Source organism: Mycobacterium sp. E3305 (assembly GCF_001666785.1).
Taxonomy (GTDB): domain Bacteria; phylum Actinomycetota; class Actinomycetes; order Mycobacteriales; family Mycobacteriaceae; genus Mycobacterium.
In genome coordinates this window covers 1-13,593 of sequence record NZ_LZJA01000175.1, presented here as the reverse complement: position 1 = coordinate 13,593, position 13,593 = coordinate 1, and the positions used below count along the sequence as shown (strand labels likewise).

Genomic DNA, 13,593 nt, shown 5'->3' with positions numbered 1-13,593 from the left:
GCTCGGCGGCGATCTCGGCGACCCGGGCCTCCAGGCGTTCGAACGGCACCGCCTCGTTGATCAGCTCGATCTCGGCCGCCTCGACGCCGGTCAGCGGCCGGCCCGTCAGCGAATGCCACTTGACCTTGGCGAAACTGAGCCGGTAGAGCCACATCCCGCTCAGGTATGCGCCCCACATCCGGCTGTACGGGGTGCCGATCACCGCGTCCTCGCTGGCGATGACCAGGTCCGCGCACAACGCGTAGTCGCTGGCCCCGCCGACGCACCAGCCATGCACCTGGGCGATCACCGGCTTGGACGCCCGCCAGATCGCCATGAACTTCTGCGTCGGCGCCGTCTCACGGGCGGTGACCATCGCGAAGTCCTTGCCGGGGTCCCAGCGGCCGTCGGTCATCATGGCCTCGCCCCACTGCTGAAAGCCGCCGCCGAAGTCGAAGCCACCCGAGAAGGCGCGGCCGGCGCCGCGCAGCACGATGACCTTGATCTGCGGGTCGCGCTCCGCCAGCCCGACGGCCGCCTCGATCTCGTCGGGCATGGGCGGCACGATGGTGTTGAGCTGCTCCGGACGGTTCAGCGTGATGGTGGCCACCGGGCCGGCCGTGGTGTACAGCAGCGTCTGGAAGTCGCTCCCTGGCATGGCTTCCTTAGGGGTCGGGCTGTCGGTTTTCCGGCGACGACGCGTAGATGCGGTCACCGATCTTGAGATAGGGCGTCGTCAGGTAGGCCGACATGACGACCAGGCCGGTGAAGATCACCGCCACGCAGACGGCGTTGGGCCAGAGCTTGCCCGTGCCGATCGCGAAACACACGGTGCCGATCGCCGCGGTCGCCCAGTAGAACCGCCGGCCGGCCCGGCGGTCACCGATGAACCGGTAGCGCGCCTGCGCCGCCGAAACCAGCACGAAGATCAATCCGGTCGCCAGCAGGGTGAGTTCGATGCGTTGGGTCGCGGACACGTCGACGATCTTATGACCCGGTCAATGGGCCGGCCAGCATCCGCCACAGGAACGAATAGGTGAGCGCCGACTTGAACGCCACCTGCTGGTTGTCGGCCGCGCCGGCGTGCCCGCCCTCGATGTTCTCGTAGTAGAAGACGGGGTGCCCGGCCGCCTCGAGGGCGGCCGTCATCTTGCGCGCATGGCCCGGATGCACGCGATCGTCGCGGGTCGAGGTGGTCATCAGCACCGGCGGGTAGTGGCGCGTCGCCGAAATGTTCTGATAGGGCGAATATTCGGAGATGAACGCCCAGTCACCCGGGTCGTCGGGGTCGCCGTATTCGGCCATCCACGACGCGCCGGCCAGCAGCAGGTGGTAGCGCTTCATGTCCAGCAGCGGGACGCTGCACACCAGCGCACCGAATCTGTCGGGGTACCGGGTCAGCATGATGCCCATGAGCAGGCCGCCGTTGCTGCCGCCCTGCGCGCCGAGCTGATCCACGGTCGTGATGCCGCGGTTCACCAAATCCGTTGCCACCGCGGCGAAGTCCTCGGCCACCTTGTGCCGGTTCTCGCGCATGGCCTGGGTGTGCCAGCGGGGGCCGTACTCGCCGCCGCCACGGATGTTGGCGAGCACGTAGGTGCCGCCACGGGCCAGCCAGAGCCGGCCGAGCACGCCGCTGTAGGCGGGGGTGTTCGCGGATTCGAAGCCGCCGTAGCCGTACAGCATGGTCGGGCCCGGGCCCGCCGCGTCGGCCGGCCGCACCACGAAGTAAGGGATCGAGGTGCCGTCGTCCGATTCCACGAAATGCTGTGCCACGGAGAGGTTTTCGGCGTCGAAGAAGGCGGGCGCCGACTTGACCTGCTCGAGTGGGCCGGCGCCGGTGCCGCGCATGAGCCGGGAGGGTGTGACGAATCCGTTCGAGTCGAGGAAGAACTCGTCGCCTTTGTCGTCGGCGGCGACGACGACGGTGTTGGTCGCCTCCGGAATGCCGGCGACCGGCTCACGGCGCCAGTCGCCGTGTGACGAGGGCGGCGTGACGATTTCCACGCGGCTTGCCACGTCGGCGAGGCTGACCATCAACAACCGGTCCCGCGTCCATGCGTAGTGATTCAGGGCGGTGTGCTCGTCGGGCGAGAACACCACACTCAATTCGGCCGTGCCCGCGAGGAATTCGTCGTAACGGGCCGCCAGCAGAGAACCGGCGGGGTAGCTCTGGGCGCCGTAGAACCAGTCGGTGCGCAGCTCGATCAACAGCCATTCGCGGTGTATCGACAAGCTCGCGTCGGTGGGCGCGTCGATCCGGATCAGCTCCGGGCCCCGCAGTTCATAGACCTCTTCGTTCCAGAAGTCCAGGGCCCGCCCCAACACCGTGCGCTCGAAGCCTTCGGTTCGGTCCACCGTCGCGGACACGCTGACGTCGGTGGGGGCGCCCTCGAACACGGTTTCCGCATCGGTCAGCGCGGTGCCGCGGCGCCACCGCTTGATCACGCGGGGGTAGCCCGAATCGGTGAGCGAGCCGTCGCCGAAATCCGTGCCGACCAGCACGGTGTCGGGGTCCACCCAGGCGACCTGGGACTTGGCCTCCGGCAGCGCGAAACCATCGGCGACGAATTGGCGTGTCGCCATGTCGAATTCGCGGACGATGGAGGCGTCCGAGCCGCCCCTGGACAGCGAGACCAGCGCGCGCGTGTACTCCGGTTCGATGACACGGGCGCCTGCCCACACCCACTTCTCGTTGTCAGCTCGCCCCAGTTCGTCTACGTCGATCAGCACGTCCCACTCGGGGGCGTCGGTGCGATAGCTGTCCAATGTGGTGCGCCGCCACAGCCCGCGCGGGTTGGCGGCGTCGCGCCAGAAGTTGTACAGGTACTCGCCGCGGCGGACCACGTACGGGATGCGGGCATCGGTGTCGAGCACCTCGAGCGCCTCGACGCGCATCCGCTCGAATTCCGCGTCGCGGAACGCCGCCAGCGTCGGTTCGTTGCGCGCCCGCACCCAATCCAGCGCCTCGTCGCCGGTGACATCCTCGAGCCACAGGTAGGGGTCTTGGGCATCTTCGCGGTCGGCGGCGGCGTGTGAGGTCATGGACGCCATTGTGGCCTCCGGCGGTAGTGTGAGGTGTATTACACCGACGAGCGAAGGGCCGAGCAGATGACTGTTTTCGCACGTCCAGGTTCCGCTGGGGCCTTGATGTCGTACGAATCCCGCTACGACAACTTCATCGGGGGGCAGTGGGTGCCGCCGGCGCAGGGCCGCTACTTCGAGAACCCGACACCGGTGACCGGCCAGCCGTTCTGCGAGGTGGCCCGGTCCGACGAGGCCGACATCGAAAAGGCGCTCGACGCCGCGCACGGGGCGGCGAAGGCGTGGGGCAAGACCGCCCCCGCGGAACGGGCGCTGATCCTGAACAAGATCGCCGACCGCATCGAGGAGAACAAGGCCGCGCTGGCGGTCGCCGAAGTCTGGGACAACGGCAAACCGATCCGCGAGGCGCTCGGCGCCGACATCACCCTGGCGGTCGACCATTTCCGATACTTCGCCGGGGCGATCCGGGCGCAGGAGGGTTCGCTGTCGCAGATCGACGAGAACACCGTCGCGTACCACTTCCACGAGCCGCTCGGGGTGGTCGGGCAGATCATCCCGTGGAACTTCCCGATCCTGATGGCCACCTGGAAGCTGGCGCCTGCGCTGGCGGCCGGCAACGCCGTCGTGCTCAAACCCGCCGAACAGACGCCGGTCTCGGTGCTCTACCTGATGTCGCTCATCGGCGACCTGTTGCCGGCCGGCGTGGTCAACGTGGTCAACGGATTCGGCGCCGAGGCGGGCAAGCCGCTGGCGTCGAGCAACCGCATCGCCAAGGTGGCGTTCACCGGTGAAACCACCACCGGCCGGCTGATCATGCAGTACGCCTCGCAGAACCTGATCCCGGTCACGCTGGAACTCGGCGGCAAGAGCCCGAACATCTTCTTCTCCGACGTGATGGCCAAGGGCGACGACTTCCAGGACAAGGCCCTCGAGGGCTTCACCATGTTCGCCCTGAACCAGGGCGAGGTGTGCACCTGCCCGTCGCGCAGCCTGATCCAGTCCGACATCTACGACGAGTTCCTCGAGCTGGCGGCCATCCGGACCAAGGCGGTGCGGCAGGGCGACCCGCTGGACTCCGAGACCATGTTGGGCTCGCAGGCCTCCAACGATCAGCTGGAAAAGGTGTTGTCCTACATCGAGATTGGCAAGGACGAGGGCGCCAAGATCATCACCGGGGGCGAGCGGGCCGAGCTGGGCGGCGACCTGTCGGGCGGCTACTACATGCAGCCCACCATCTTCGCCGGCAACAATAAGATGCGGATCTTCCAGGAGGAGATCTTCGGTCCCGTCGTCACGGTGACGTCGTTCTCCGACTACGACGACGCGATCTCGATCGCCAACGACACCCTCTACGGCCTGGGCGCCGGGGTGTGGAGCCGCGACGGCAACACCGCCTATCGGGCCGGACGCGACATCCAGGCCGGCCGGGTGTGGGTCAACTGCTACCACGCCTATCCCGCGCACGCCGCGTTCGGCGGCTACAAGCAGTCCGGCATCGGCCGGGAGAACCACAAGATGATGCTCGACCATTACCAGCAGACCAAGAACCTGATGGTGTCCTACTCGGACAAGGCGCAGGGATTCTTCTGATGGTCCCCGGCGTCGTGGTCACCGCCGGCGCCGCCGAACTGCTGGCGCGCCTGCAGGAGAAACACGGCCCGCTGATGTTTCACCAGTCCGGCGGGTGCTGCGACGGGTCGTCGCCGATGTGCTATCCGCGGGATGACTTCCTGGTCGGTGACCGCGACGTGTTGCTCGGCGTGCTCGACGTCGGCGACGGGGTGCCGGTGTGGATCTCGGGCCCGCAGTACGAGGCATGGAAGCACACCCAGCTGGTCATCGACGTGGTTCCCGGCCGTGGCGGCGGGTTCAGCGTGGAAGCCCCCGAAGGGCTGCGTTTCTTGTCCCGCGGCCGCGTCTTCACCGAGGACGAACAGGCCGAGCTGCGGGCCACGCCGGTCATCACCGGCGCCGATTACGAACGCGGCGAGCGCCCTTCGGCGCGCGGTCAGGTGGTGACTGACACGGCGGCGCGAACGTGCCCTCCGGGTCGGTGACGGCAGTAACCTCGAAGGCGTGATCCCCCTCCCGCGCCCGCGGTTGTTGGCCGGCGCCATGCTGGTCGGCGCCGCGGTCGGGCTGTTGGCGGGGGTGGGATTCGCCGGGACGGTCCACGGGAGCATCCGCCCGGCCTTCGCCCTCGCGCTGGTCGTTGGGATTCCGAGCGTCGCCGGGCTGGTGACGATCCTTTTCTCCGGACGCCGGTGGGTGACGATGCTCGGCGCGTTCGCCTTGGCGGTGGCCCCGGGCTGGTTCGGCGTCCTGGTCGCCCTCCAGGTGACATCACGTGGCTGACGACGACACCCCGTCGAGCCCGGGCACCCAGTCGTGGAAGCCCGACTTCTCCGACGACGACGAAGGCCCTGGCACTCAGTCGTGGCAGCCGGATTTCTCGGATTCCGACGAGGACACCGGCGAGCGCCCGGCGGCGGCGCCGGACGAGCCCCCGACGTCCGAGCCACCCGCCGACGATGCCGATGCGGCCACCGAATCCGCCGCCACGCCGGTGCAACCGGTCACCGTCCCCGGCCGCTACCTCTACCTGAAGTGGTGGAAGCTGCTGCTGGTCACGCTCGGCGTGTGGTGCTTGGCCGCGGTCCTCGGCCTCGGCCTGTTCTATTGGTGGTACCACTCGGCGGACGCGACCCCGGCGCTGTTCGTGGTGCTGGTCTATGTGGTGGCGTGCGCCGTCGCCGGCGTGCTGCTCGCGATGGTCGAGGGCAGGCCGCTGGTCTCGGCGCTCGCGCTGGCGGTGATGTCCGGACCCTTCGCCTCCCTGGCTGCCGCGGCGCCCCTGCTCGGCTATTACCACTGCGCGCGGGTGGGCCACTGCCTCGTCGGCCTCATTCCGTATTAACGCCCCGGCCGGGCGGCCATTAGGGTAGGGGCCGTGACCCATTTTGACGTCGTCGTCCTCGGGGCCGGTCCCGGCGGATATGTCGCAGCCATCCGCGCCGCGCAGCTTGGCCTCAACACCGCAGTCGTCGAGCCGAAGTACTGGGGCGGAGTCTGCCTCAACGTCGGCTGCATCCCGTCCAAGGCGTTGCTGCGCAACGCCGAGCTGGTGCACATCTTCACCAAGGAGGCCGCGACGTTCGGGATGAACGGCGACGCGACCTTCGACTACGGCGTCGCCTTCGACCGCAGCCGCAAGGTGGCCGAGGGCCGGGTCGCGGGCGTGCACTTCCTGATGAAGAAGAACAAGATCACCGAGATCCACGGGTACGGCCGGTTCACCGACGCCAACACGTTGTCCGTTGAGCTCAACGACGGCGGCACCGACACCGTGACGTTCGACAACGCGATCATCGCCACCGGCAGCAGCACCCGGCTGGTGCCCGGGACGTCGCTGTCGGAGAACGTGGTGACCTACGAGGAACTGATTCTGTCCCGGGACCTGCCGGAGTCGATCATCATCGCCGGTTGCGGTGCGATCGGCATGGAGTTCGGCTACGTGATGAAGAACTACGGCGTCGACGTGACCATCGTGGAGTTCCTGCCGCGCGCGCTGCCCAACGAGGACGCCGACGTGTCCAAGGAGCTGGAGAAGCAGTTCAAGAAGCTGGGCGTCAAGATCCTCACCGGCACCAAGGTCGAGTCGATCTCCGACAACGGCTCCGAGGTCACCGTCGCCGTCAGCAAGGACGGCAACACGCAGGAACTCAAGGCCGCGAAAGTGTTGCAGGCCATCGGGTTTGCCCCCAACGTCGAGGGCTTTGGCTTGGAGAACACCGGCGTCGCGCTGACCGACCGCAAGGCGATCGGGATCAACGACTACATGGTCACGAGCGTGCCGCACATCTACGCGATCGGGGACGTGACCGGCAAGCTGATGCTCGCTCACGTCGCCGAGGCCATGGGCGTGGTGGCGGCCGAAACAATCGCCGGCGCAGAGACCTTGGCGCTTGGCGATTACCGGATGCTGCCGCGCGCGACGTTCTGCCAGCCCCAGGTGGCCAGCTTCGGGCTGACCGAGCAGCAGGCCCGCGACGAGGGCTACGACGTGGTGGTGGCCAAATTCCCGTTCACCGCCAACGGCAAGGCGCACGGCCTGGGCGACCCCACCGGCTTCGCCAAGCTGATCGCCGACGCGAAACACCTTGAGCTGCTGGGCGGGCACCTGATCGGCCACGACGTGTCCGAGCTGCTGCCCGAGCTGACCCTGGCGCAGAAGTGGGACCTGACCGCCACCGAGCTGGCCCGCAACGTCCACACCCATCCGACCTTGTCCGAGGCGCTGCAGGAGTGTTTCCACGGCCTGACCGGCCACATGATCAACTTCTAGGGCCCATGCGCAGCGACATCGTTCTGGGGGCCATCGGCGGCCTCGCCGCAGGTTATGTCCTGTGGTTGGTGGCATTTTCGATCGCCGACGACAACGCGGCGGTGGGCCAGTGGGCCCCGACTGTGTTGCTGCTGTCGCTCGCGCTGGCGGTCTGCGCCACGATGTGGGCGTCGTTCTTGCGGCGGCGGCGCAAATACGCGTGGTCGGGATTCGGGTTCGGGTTGCCCGTGCCGCCGCTGCTGCTGACGCTGGCCGTCCTGGCCAACGTCTACCTCTGAGCGGGGCCGGTCTGGCGCGGGTTGTCCAGCGGGATGGCCAGGGCCGACATGGTCGCGGCCAGGCCGTCGTATTGGCTTGCCAGCAAGCAGAATTCGATGAGCTGACGCCGGTCCAGGTGCTGGGCGAGCTGCTGCCAGGTGGCGTCGGTGATGGTGCGGTCCTTGACGAACTCGTCGGTGGCGCTCAGCAGCGCCTGCTGGCGCACGGTCAGGCGCGCCTCCACACGGTCCAGGCGCTCGGGCCACGCGAAGATGGCGTCCTGCAGGTCCGCGTCGAGGCCCTGATTGGCGGCCATCCGGCGATGGTGCTGCAGCTCGTACTCGCAGGCGCGCAGATGCGCGACCCGCAGGATCACGAGCTCGGTGTCGATCGCCGGCAGGCGGCCGCGCAGCACGCGGCCGCTGTAGATGCTCCACACCAGGAACAGGAACTTGTTCTGGCCCAGGGTGGTGAACAGGTGCATCTCGGGCGCGCGGACCTTGCGGGCGGCCGACTTCGCGAGAATCCAGTTGATCAGCCCAAGTTCGCGGAACCGCCCCGAGGGGATGCGACCACCTTGAGGCGCGGTCACGGTTGCTTCACCAGATACGGGGAGACCGTGCTGCGGTGCTCGTCCAGATCCAGGGCGCGGCCCAGGGCCGGGAACGCCCGCTGCGGGCAGTTGTCGCGTTCGCAGACACGGCAACCCGCACCGATCGGTGTGGCCACTGTTCCTGGTCCTCCCGAGACGTCGAGTCCTTCCGAGTAGACGAGCCGGTGCGCGTGGCGCAACTCGCAACCCAGGCCGATCGCGAAGGTTTTACCCGGCTGACCATACCGGGCGGCGCGGCGCTCCACGGTGCGGGCCACCCACATGTAGTTGCGTCCGTCGGGCATCTGGGCGATCTGCACCAGGATCTTGCCCGGGTTGGCGAACGTTTCGTAGACGTTCCACAGCGGGCAGGTGCCGCCGCTGGAGGAGAAGTGAAAGCCGGTGGCGGACTGCCGTTTTGACATGTTGCCGGCCCGGTCCACCCGGACGAAGGAGAACGGCACGCCCCGCATCGACGGTCGCTGCAGGGTCGAGAGGCGGTGCGCGATGGTCTCGTAGCTCACCGAGTAGAAGGACGACAACCGTTCGACGTCGTAGCGGAAATTCTCTGCGACGTCGTGGAATTGGCGATAGGGCAGCACCGCCGCCGCGGCGAAGTAATTGGCCAGCCCCAGCCGGGCGAGCGTGTGCGACTCGTCGCTGGTGAACTTGCCCTCCTCCACCAGGGTGTCGATCAGATCGCCGTACTCGAGGTAGGCCAGTTCGGCCGCCATCTTGAACACCTGTTGGCCGAGCGAGAGGTGGTTGCTGATCTCCAGCGTCTTGGTGCCGGGGTCATACCGGTGCAGCACGGTGTCGCCGAGATCGATCCGCCTGTTGATGTGCACGCCGTGCACCTCGGTCAGCCGGCGATTCAGTTCGCGGGCCAGATCACCGTGGTGCAGTCGCATCTGGATCGTCAAGTCCTCGGCGGCGGTGTCCAGCTCGTGCAGGTAGTTCTGCCGCTGGTAGAAGTAGTCGCGCACCTCCTCGTGCGGCATGGTGATCGATCCGGTGCCGCTGCCATCGGAGTACCGCTCCTCGGTGGCCGCGGCCAGCTGCGCCGTGGTGATCCGGTAGCGCCGGTGCAGGTTGACGACCGCGCGGGCCAGCGCGGGATGTGAGCCGACCATCTCGGCCACCTCGGCCGGGTCGACGTCGATGTCCAGGTCGCGGTCCATGGTGACCTCGCGCAGCTCGGCGACCAGCCGGGTGTCGTCCTGGGAGGCGAAGAACGTCGCGTCCACGCCGAACACCTCGGTGATCCGCAGCAGCACGGCCACGGTCAGGGGCCGGACGTCGTGCTCGATCTGGTTGAGGTAGCTCGGCGAGATTTCCAGCATCTGGGCCAGAGCGGCCTGGGAGAACCCGCGCTCGTTGCGGAGTTGGCGGACGCGGGAGCCGACGAACGTCTTGGACACTTTGCCCAGGATAGCGGGTTGCTAAGCGGATGTTGGCAGGGTTCGCACGGGGCCGCGGACGCGTCGCGATTGGTTTTTGGCACAGGTCGTTGGCATGATTCGCAACGAGACCGCAGGGCTAGCCTGAGGCGCCCACGAGGAGGAAACGGGGAGTTAAGCCGTGAGCCTGGACAAAGAACTGATGCCGGTTCCCGACGGACACCCCGATGTCTTCGACCGCGAGTGGCCGCTGCGGGTGGCCGACATCGACCGCACCGGCCGGTTGCGGCTGGACGCCGCGTGCCGGCACATCCAGGACATCGGACAGGATCAGCTGCGCGAGATGGGCTTCGAGGAAACCCATCCGCTGTGGATCGTGCGCCGCACGATGCTGGACCTGATCCGGCCGATCGAGTTTCAGGACATGCTGCGGTGCCGCCGGTGGTGTTCGGGCACGTCGAACCGGTGGTGTGAGATGCGGGTTCGCGTCGACGGACGCAAGGGCGGGCTGATCGAATCCGAGGCCTTCTGGATCAACATCAACCGGGAGACCCAGATGCCGTCGCGCATCTCCGACGACTTCCTGGCCGGCCTGCACAAGACGACGTCCATCGACCGGCTGCGCTGGAAGGGCTATCTGAAGCCGGGCAGCCGCGACGACGCCGCGGAGATCCACGAGTTCCCCGTCCGGGTCACCGACATCGACTTGTTCGACCACATGAACAACTCGGTCTATTGGAGCGTGATCGAGGACTACCTGGCTTCGCACCTGGAGCTGATGCGTCTCCCGCTGCGCATCACGATCGAGCACGAGGCACCGGTGGCGCTGGGCGACAAGCTGGAGATCATCTCGCACGTCCACCCGCCCGGTTCGACCGATCAGTTCGGCCCCAACCTCACCGATCGCACTGTTACAACGCTCACATATGCGGTCGGCGACGAGACGAAAGCGGTCGCCGCGATCTTCTCCCGCTAACCGGACAAGTGTCCCGTTAATTTCCCGGCTGACCTGGGGATTCCGGTTACCAGCGGGTAGTTTCTGAAACGGTTCAGTTTCCGTTTATCTTCGCAACATTCGCTAAATCCCCCCGAGTCGTTGCCGAAATTGGCAAATGAAATGGGTGGAAATGCGTGGTCAGGCTGTGTCATCTTCGAATTAGCACACCAGCGAAGTTGAGCCTCTAGCTACCGCCGGTGCAGCGTTCACCAACTCAGTAGTGAAGATTCGTTAAGGAGCATGCCCAATGTCTGCCGTTGGCACCCCCAAGAGCGCCGAACAGATCAAGAAGGACTGGGACACCAACCCCCGTTGGAAGGGTGTCACCCGCACCTACAGCGCCGAGGACGTCGTCGCCCTGCAGGGCACCGTGGTCGAGGAGAACACCCTGGCCCGCCGCGGCGCCGAGGTGCTGTGGAGCCAGCTGCACGACCTCGAGTTCGTCAACGCGCTCGGCGCGCTGACCGGCAACATGGCCGTCCAGCAGGTCCGCGCCGGCCTCAAGGCCATCTACCTGTCGGGTTGGCAGGTCGCCGGTGACGCCAACCTCTCCGGCCACACCTACCCGGACCAGAGCCTGTACCCGGCCAACTCGGTGCCGCAGGTCGTGCGCCGGATCAACAACGCGCTGCTGCGCGCGGACCAGATCGCCAAGGTCGAGGGCGACACCTCGGTGGAGAACTGGCTGGCGCCGATCGTCGCCGACGGCGAGGCGGGCTTCGGTGGCGCGCTCAACGTCTACGAGCTGCAGAAGGCCATGATCGCCGCGGGCGTCGCGGGCTCGCACTGGGAGGACCAGCTGGCCTCGGAGAAGAAGTGCGGCCACCTCGGCGGCAAGGTGCTCATCCCGACCCAGCAGCACATCCGCACGCTGACCTCGGCCCGCCTGGCGGCCGACGTCGCCGACGTGCCGACCGTCGTGATCGCCCGCACCGACGCCGAGGCGGCCACCCTGATCACCTCGGACGTCGACGAGCGCGACCAGCCGTTCATCACCGGCGAGCGGACCAAGGAGGGCTTCTACCGGGTGCGCAACGGCCTCGAGCCCTGCATCGCCCGGGCCAAGGCCTACGCGCCGTACTCCGACCTGATCTGGATGGAGACCGGCACCCCGGACCTCGAGCTGGCCGCCAAGTTCGCCGAGGGCGTCAAGGCCGAGTTCCCCGACCAGTTGCTGGCCTACAACTGCTCGCCGTCGTTCAACTGGAAGAAGCACCTCGACGACGCGACTATCGCCAAGTTCCAAAAGGAGCTGGGCGCAATGGGATTCAAGTTCCAGTTCATCACGCTGGCCGGCTTCCACGCGCTGAACTACTCGATGTTCGATCTGGCCTACGGCTACGCCCGCAACCAGATGACGGCTTACGTCGAGCTGCAGGAGCGCGAGTTCGACGCCGAGGAGCGCGGTTACACCGCGACCAAGCACCAGCGCGAGGTCGGTGCGGGTTACTTCGACCGCATCGCCACCACGGTCGACCCCACTTCGTCGACCACCGCGCTGACCGGCTCCACCGAAGAGGGTCAGTTTCACTGAGGACGAGCGGGCTTAGGCCCGCGAGGACGAAGTGAAACCGATGGCTTGAGTCACTGATTCCTTCCGGAGCCGAGCAGGCGCGAACTCGCACCGCTGCGATCCAGATCGTGCGAGTTTGCGGCTGCTCACCGTGAAGTAGCATTGGCCCCGCCCAGCGAACCTGGGCGGGGCCTATTGCGGTGCAAGACGATACGACACCGAAAGAGACGACAGTGAGCGACGCAGCGATTCAGCGGGTAGGGGTGGTCGGGGCCGGCCAGATGGGATCCGGCATCGCCGAAGTCGCGGTCAGAGCCGGCGTCGACGTGACGGTGTTCGAGACCACCGAGGCGCTGATCACGGCCGGGCGCAACCGCATCGTGAAGTCCCTGGAGCGCGGCGTCAGCGCGGGCAAGGTGACCGAGCGGGAACGCGACCGGGCGCTGAGCCAGCTCACCTTCACCACCGATCTGAAGGACCTCGCCGACCGCCAGCTCGTCATCGAGGCGATCATCGAGGACGATGCCATCAAGGCCAAGGTGTTCGCCGAACTCGACGCCGTCGTCACCGATCCCGATGCGGTGCTGGCGTCCAACACGTCCAGCATTCCGATCATGAAGATCGCAGCGGCCACCAAGAATCCGCAGCGGGTGCTGGGTCTGCACTTCTTCAACCCGGTCCCGGTGCTCCCGCTGGTCGAGTTGGTCAGCACCCTGGTCACCGACGAAGCCGCCGCCGCGCGAACCGAGGAATTCGCGAGCGCCGTCCTGGGCAAGCAGGTGGTGCGCTGCTCGGACCGGTCGGGCTTCGTCGTCAACGCCCTGCTGGTGCCCTACCTCTTGTCCGCAATTCGCATGGTGGAGGCGGGTTTTGCCACCGTCGAAGACGTCGACAAGGCGGTTGTCGCCGGGCTGTCACACCCGATGGGCCCGCTGCGGCTGTCCGATCTGGTGGGCCTGGACACCCTGAAGCTGATCGCGGACAAGATGTTCGAGGAGTTCAAGGAACCGCATTACGGTCCGCCGCCGCTGTTGCTGCGCATGGTCGAGGCGGGCCGGCTGGGCAAGAAAACCGGCCAGGGCTTCTACACCTACTGACGGCGCAGCTGCCCGGCGTCGTGGCGCCGATATTCCAGCGCGCGAAGTCAAGACAATGTTGGTTTTTCCGGTTATTATGCTCGCGTTAAATACGCGAAAGGGTAATCGGGAACCCCATGACCACATTGACTCCGTTCTATGAAGAATCGCAATCCATCTACGACGTTTCGGACGAGTTTTTTGCCCTGTTCCTAGATCCGACAATGGGCTATACGTGCGCTTATTTCGAACGCGAGGGCATGACGCTCGAAGAGGCGCAGAATGCGAAGTTCGATCTGGCGCTGGGCAAGTTGAATCTCGAGCCGGGGATGACGCTGCTGGACATCGGCTGCGGCTGGGGCGCGACCATGCGCCGGGCCATCGAGAA

At 66.7% G+C, this 13,593-nt stretch carries 15 protein-coding genes; 10 read left to right on the top strand and 5 right to left on the bottom strand.

The window, feature by feature from the left end; translation table 11 throughout:
* The 3 genes from A5701_RS16245 to A5701_RS16235 all read right to left on the bottom strand — a co-directional run.
* Positions 1 to 637: crotonase/enoyl-CoA hydratase family protein (locus tag A5701_RS16245; RefSeq protein ID WP_067755580.1), on the bottom strand; the 637-nt coding region annotated here is incomplete at its 3' end.
* A 7-nt stretch (positions 638 to 644) separates the two neighbouring features.
* The gene (locus A5701_RS16240; RefSeq protein ID WP_067755577.1) at positions 645 to 956 is read right to left on the bottom strand and encodes a hypothetical protein; all 312 of its coding nucleotides are present in this window, start codon (positions 954 to 956) and stop codon (positions 645 to 647) included.
* Positions 957 to 966: 10 nt separating this feature from the next.
* On the bottom strand, positions 967 to 3,024 hold the full coding sequence (locus A5701_RS16235) for a prolyl oligopeptidase family protein (RefSeq protein WP_067755587.1): 2,058 nt from the start codon (positions 3,022 to 3,024) through the stop codon (positions 967 to 969).
* A 66-nt stretch (positions 3,025 to 3,090) separates the two neighbouring features.
* Between A5701_RS16235 and A5701_RS16230 the strand changes: the two genes are divergently transcribed.
* From A5701_RS16230 to A5701_RS16205, 6 genes are read left to right on the top strand one after another with little or no spacing between them, the layout of a single operon-like run.
* The gene (locus tag A5701_RS16230; RefSeq protein WP_067755583.1) at positions 3,091 to 4,614 is read left to right on the top strand and encodes an aldehyde dehydrogenase family protein; all 1,524 of its coding nucleotides are present in this window, start codon (positions 3,091 to 3,093) and stop codon (positions 4,612 to 4,614) included.
* Complete coding sequence (locus A5701_RS16225; protein ID WP_067755573.1) at positions 4,614 to 5,081, top strand: DUF779 domain-containing protein; 468 nt, start codon at positions 4,614 to 4,616, stop codon at positions 5,079 to 5,081. Before A5701_RS16230 ends, A5701_RS16225 begins: the two co-directional genes overlap by 1 nt.
* Before the next feature lie 19 nt (positions 5,082 to 5,100).
* Positions 5,101 to 5,379 carry a putative holin gene (locus A5701_RS16220; protein WP_067755570.1) on the top strand — a complete coding sequence of 93 codons (279 nt, stop codon included), beginning with the start codon at positions 5,101 to 5,103 and terminating at the stop codon, positions 5,377 to 5,379.
* Positions 5,372 to 5,941 (top strand): hypothetical protein, encoded by a 570-nt coding sequence (locus A5701_RS16215; RefSeq protein ID WP_067755567.1) that lies wholly within the window; start codon positions 5,372 to 5,374, stop codon positions 5,939 to 5,941. The genes A5701_RS16220 and A5701_RS16215 overlap by 8 nt, the downstream gene beginning before the upstream one ends.
* 33 nt (positions 5,942 to 5,974) lie before the next feature.
* On the top strand, positions 5,975 to 7,369 hold the full coding sequence (lpdA, locus tag A5701_RS16210) for a dihydrolipoyl dehydrogenase (RefSeq protein ID WP_067755562.1): 1,395 nt from the start codon (positions 5,975 to 5,977) through the stop codon (positions 7,367 to 7,369).
* A gap of 5 nt (positions 7,370 to 7,374) precedes the next feature.
* Positions 7,375 to 7,647 (top strand): hypothetical protein, encoded by a 273-nt coding sequence (locus A5701_RS16205; RefSeq protein WP_067755559.1) that lies wholly within the window; start codon positions 7,375 to 7,377, stop codon positions 7,645 to 7,647.
* Here A5701_RS16205 and A5701_RS16200 read toward each other — a convergent pair.
* The gene (locus A5701_RS16200; protein ID WP_067755556.1) at positions 7,638 to 8,219 is read right to left on the bottom strand and encodes a carboxymuconolactone decarboxylase family protein; all 582 of its coding nucleotides are present in this window, start codon (positions 8,217 to 8,219) and stop codon (positions 7,638 to 7,640) included. The two genes, A5701_RS16205 and A5701_RS16200, sit on opposite strands and share 10 nt — an antisense overlap.
* A complete protein-coding gene (gene ramB, locus A5701_RS16195; protein WP_067755553.1) occupies positions 8,216 to 9,640 on the bottom strand; it encodes an acetate metabolism transcriptional regulator RamB in 1,425 nt (474 codons plus the stop codon). Before ramB ends, A5701_RS16200 begins: the two co-directional genes overlap by 4 nt.
* Positions 9,641 to 9,800: 160 nt before the next feature.
* Here ramB and A5701_RS16190 point away from each other — a divergent pair, with 160 nt between their 5' ends.
* The 4 genes from A5701_RS16190 to A5701_RS16175 all read left to right on the top strand — a co-directional run.
* On the top strand, positions 9,801 to 10,595 hold the full coding sequence (locus A5701_RS16190; protein WP_067755550.1) for an acyl-[acyl-carrier-protein] thioesterase: 795 nt from the start codon (positions 9,801 to 9,803) through the stop codon (positions 10,593 to 10,595).
* A gap of 268 nt (positions 10,596 to 10,863) precedes the next feature.
* Positions 10,864 to 12,150: an isocitrate lyase gene (gene aceA, locus A5701_RS16185; protein WP_067755546.1), complete on the top strand. Its 1,287-nt coding sequence runs from the start codon at positions 10,864 to 10,866 to the stop codon at positions 12,148 to 12,150.
* A 212-nt stretch (positions 12,151 to 12,362) separates the two neighbouring features.
* Entirely contained in the window at positions 12,363 to 13,226 is an 864-nt protein-coding gene (locus A5701_RS16180) for a 3-hydroxybutyryl-CoA dehydrogenase (RefSeq protein WP_067755542.1), read from the top strand.
* 116 nt (positions 13,227 to 13,342) lie between these two features.
* Positions 13,343 to 13,593, top strand: a 251-nt coding sequence (locus A5701_RS16175; RefSeq protein WP_197504993.1) for a class I SAM-dependent methyltransferase, incomplete at its 3' end; no start/stop codon positions are given.

Bases quoted from the DNA above. Each gene is read 5' to 3' on its own strand.
- A5701_RS16235 (WP_067755587.1), bottom strand. From the start codon at position 3,024: ATGACCTCACACGCCGCCGCCGACCGCGAAGATGCCCAAGACCCCTAC.
- A5701_RS16205 (WP_067755559.1), top strand. From the start codon at position 7,375: ATGCGCAGCGACATCGTTCTGGGGGCCATCGGCGGCCTCGCCGCAGGT.
- aceA (WP_067755546.1), top strand. From the start codon at position 10,864: ATGTCTGCCGTTGGCACCCCCAAGAGCGCCGAACAGATCAAGAAGGAC.
- A5701_RS16225 (WP_067755573.1), top strand. From the start codon at position 4,614: ATGGTCCCCGGCGTCGTGGTCACCGCCGGCGCCGCCGAACTGCTGGCG.
- A5701_RS16230 (WP_067755583.1), top strand. From the start codon at position 3,091: ATGACTGTTTTCGCACGTCCAGGTTCCGCTGGGGCCTTGATGTCGTAC.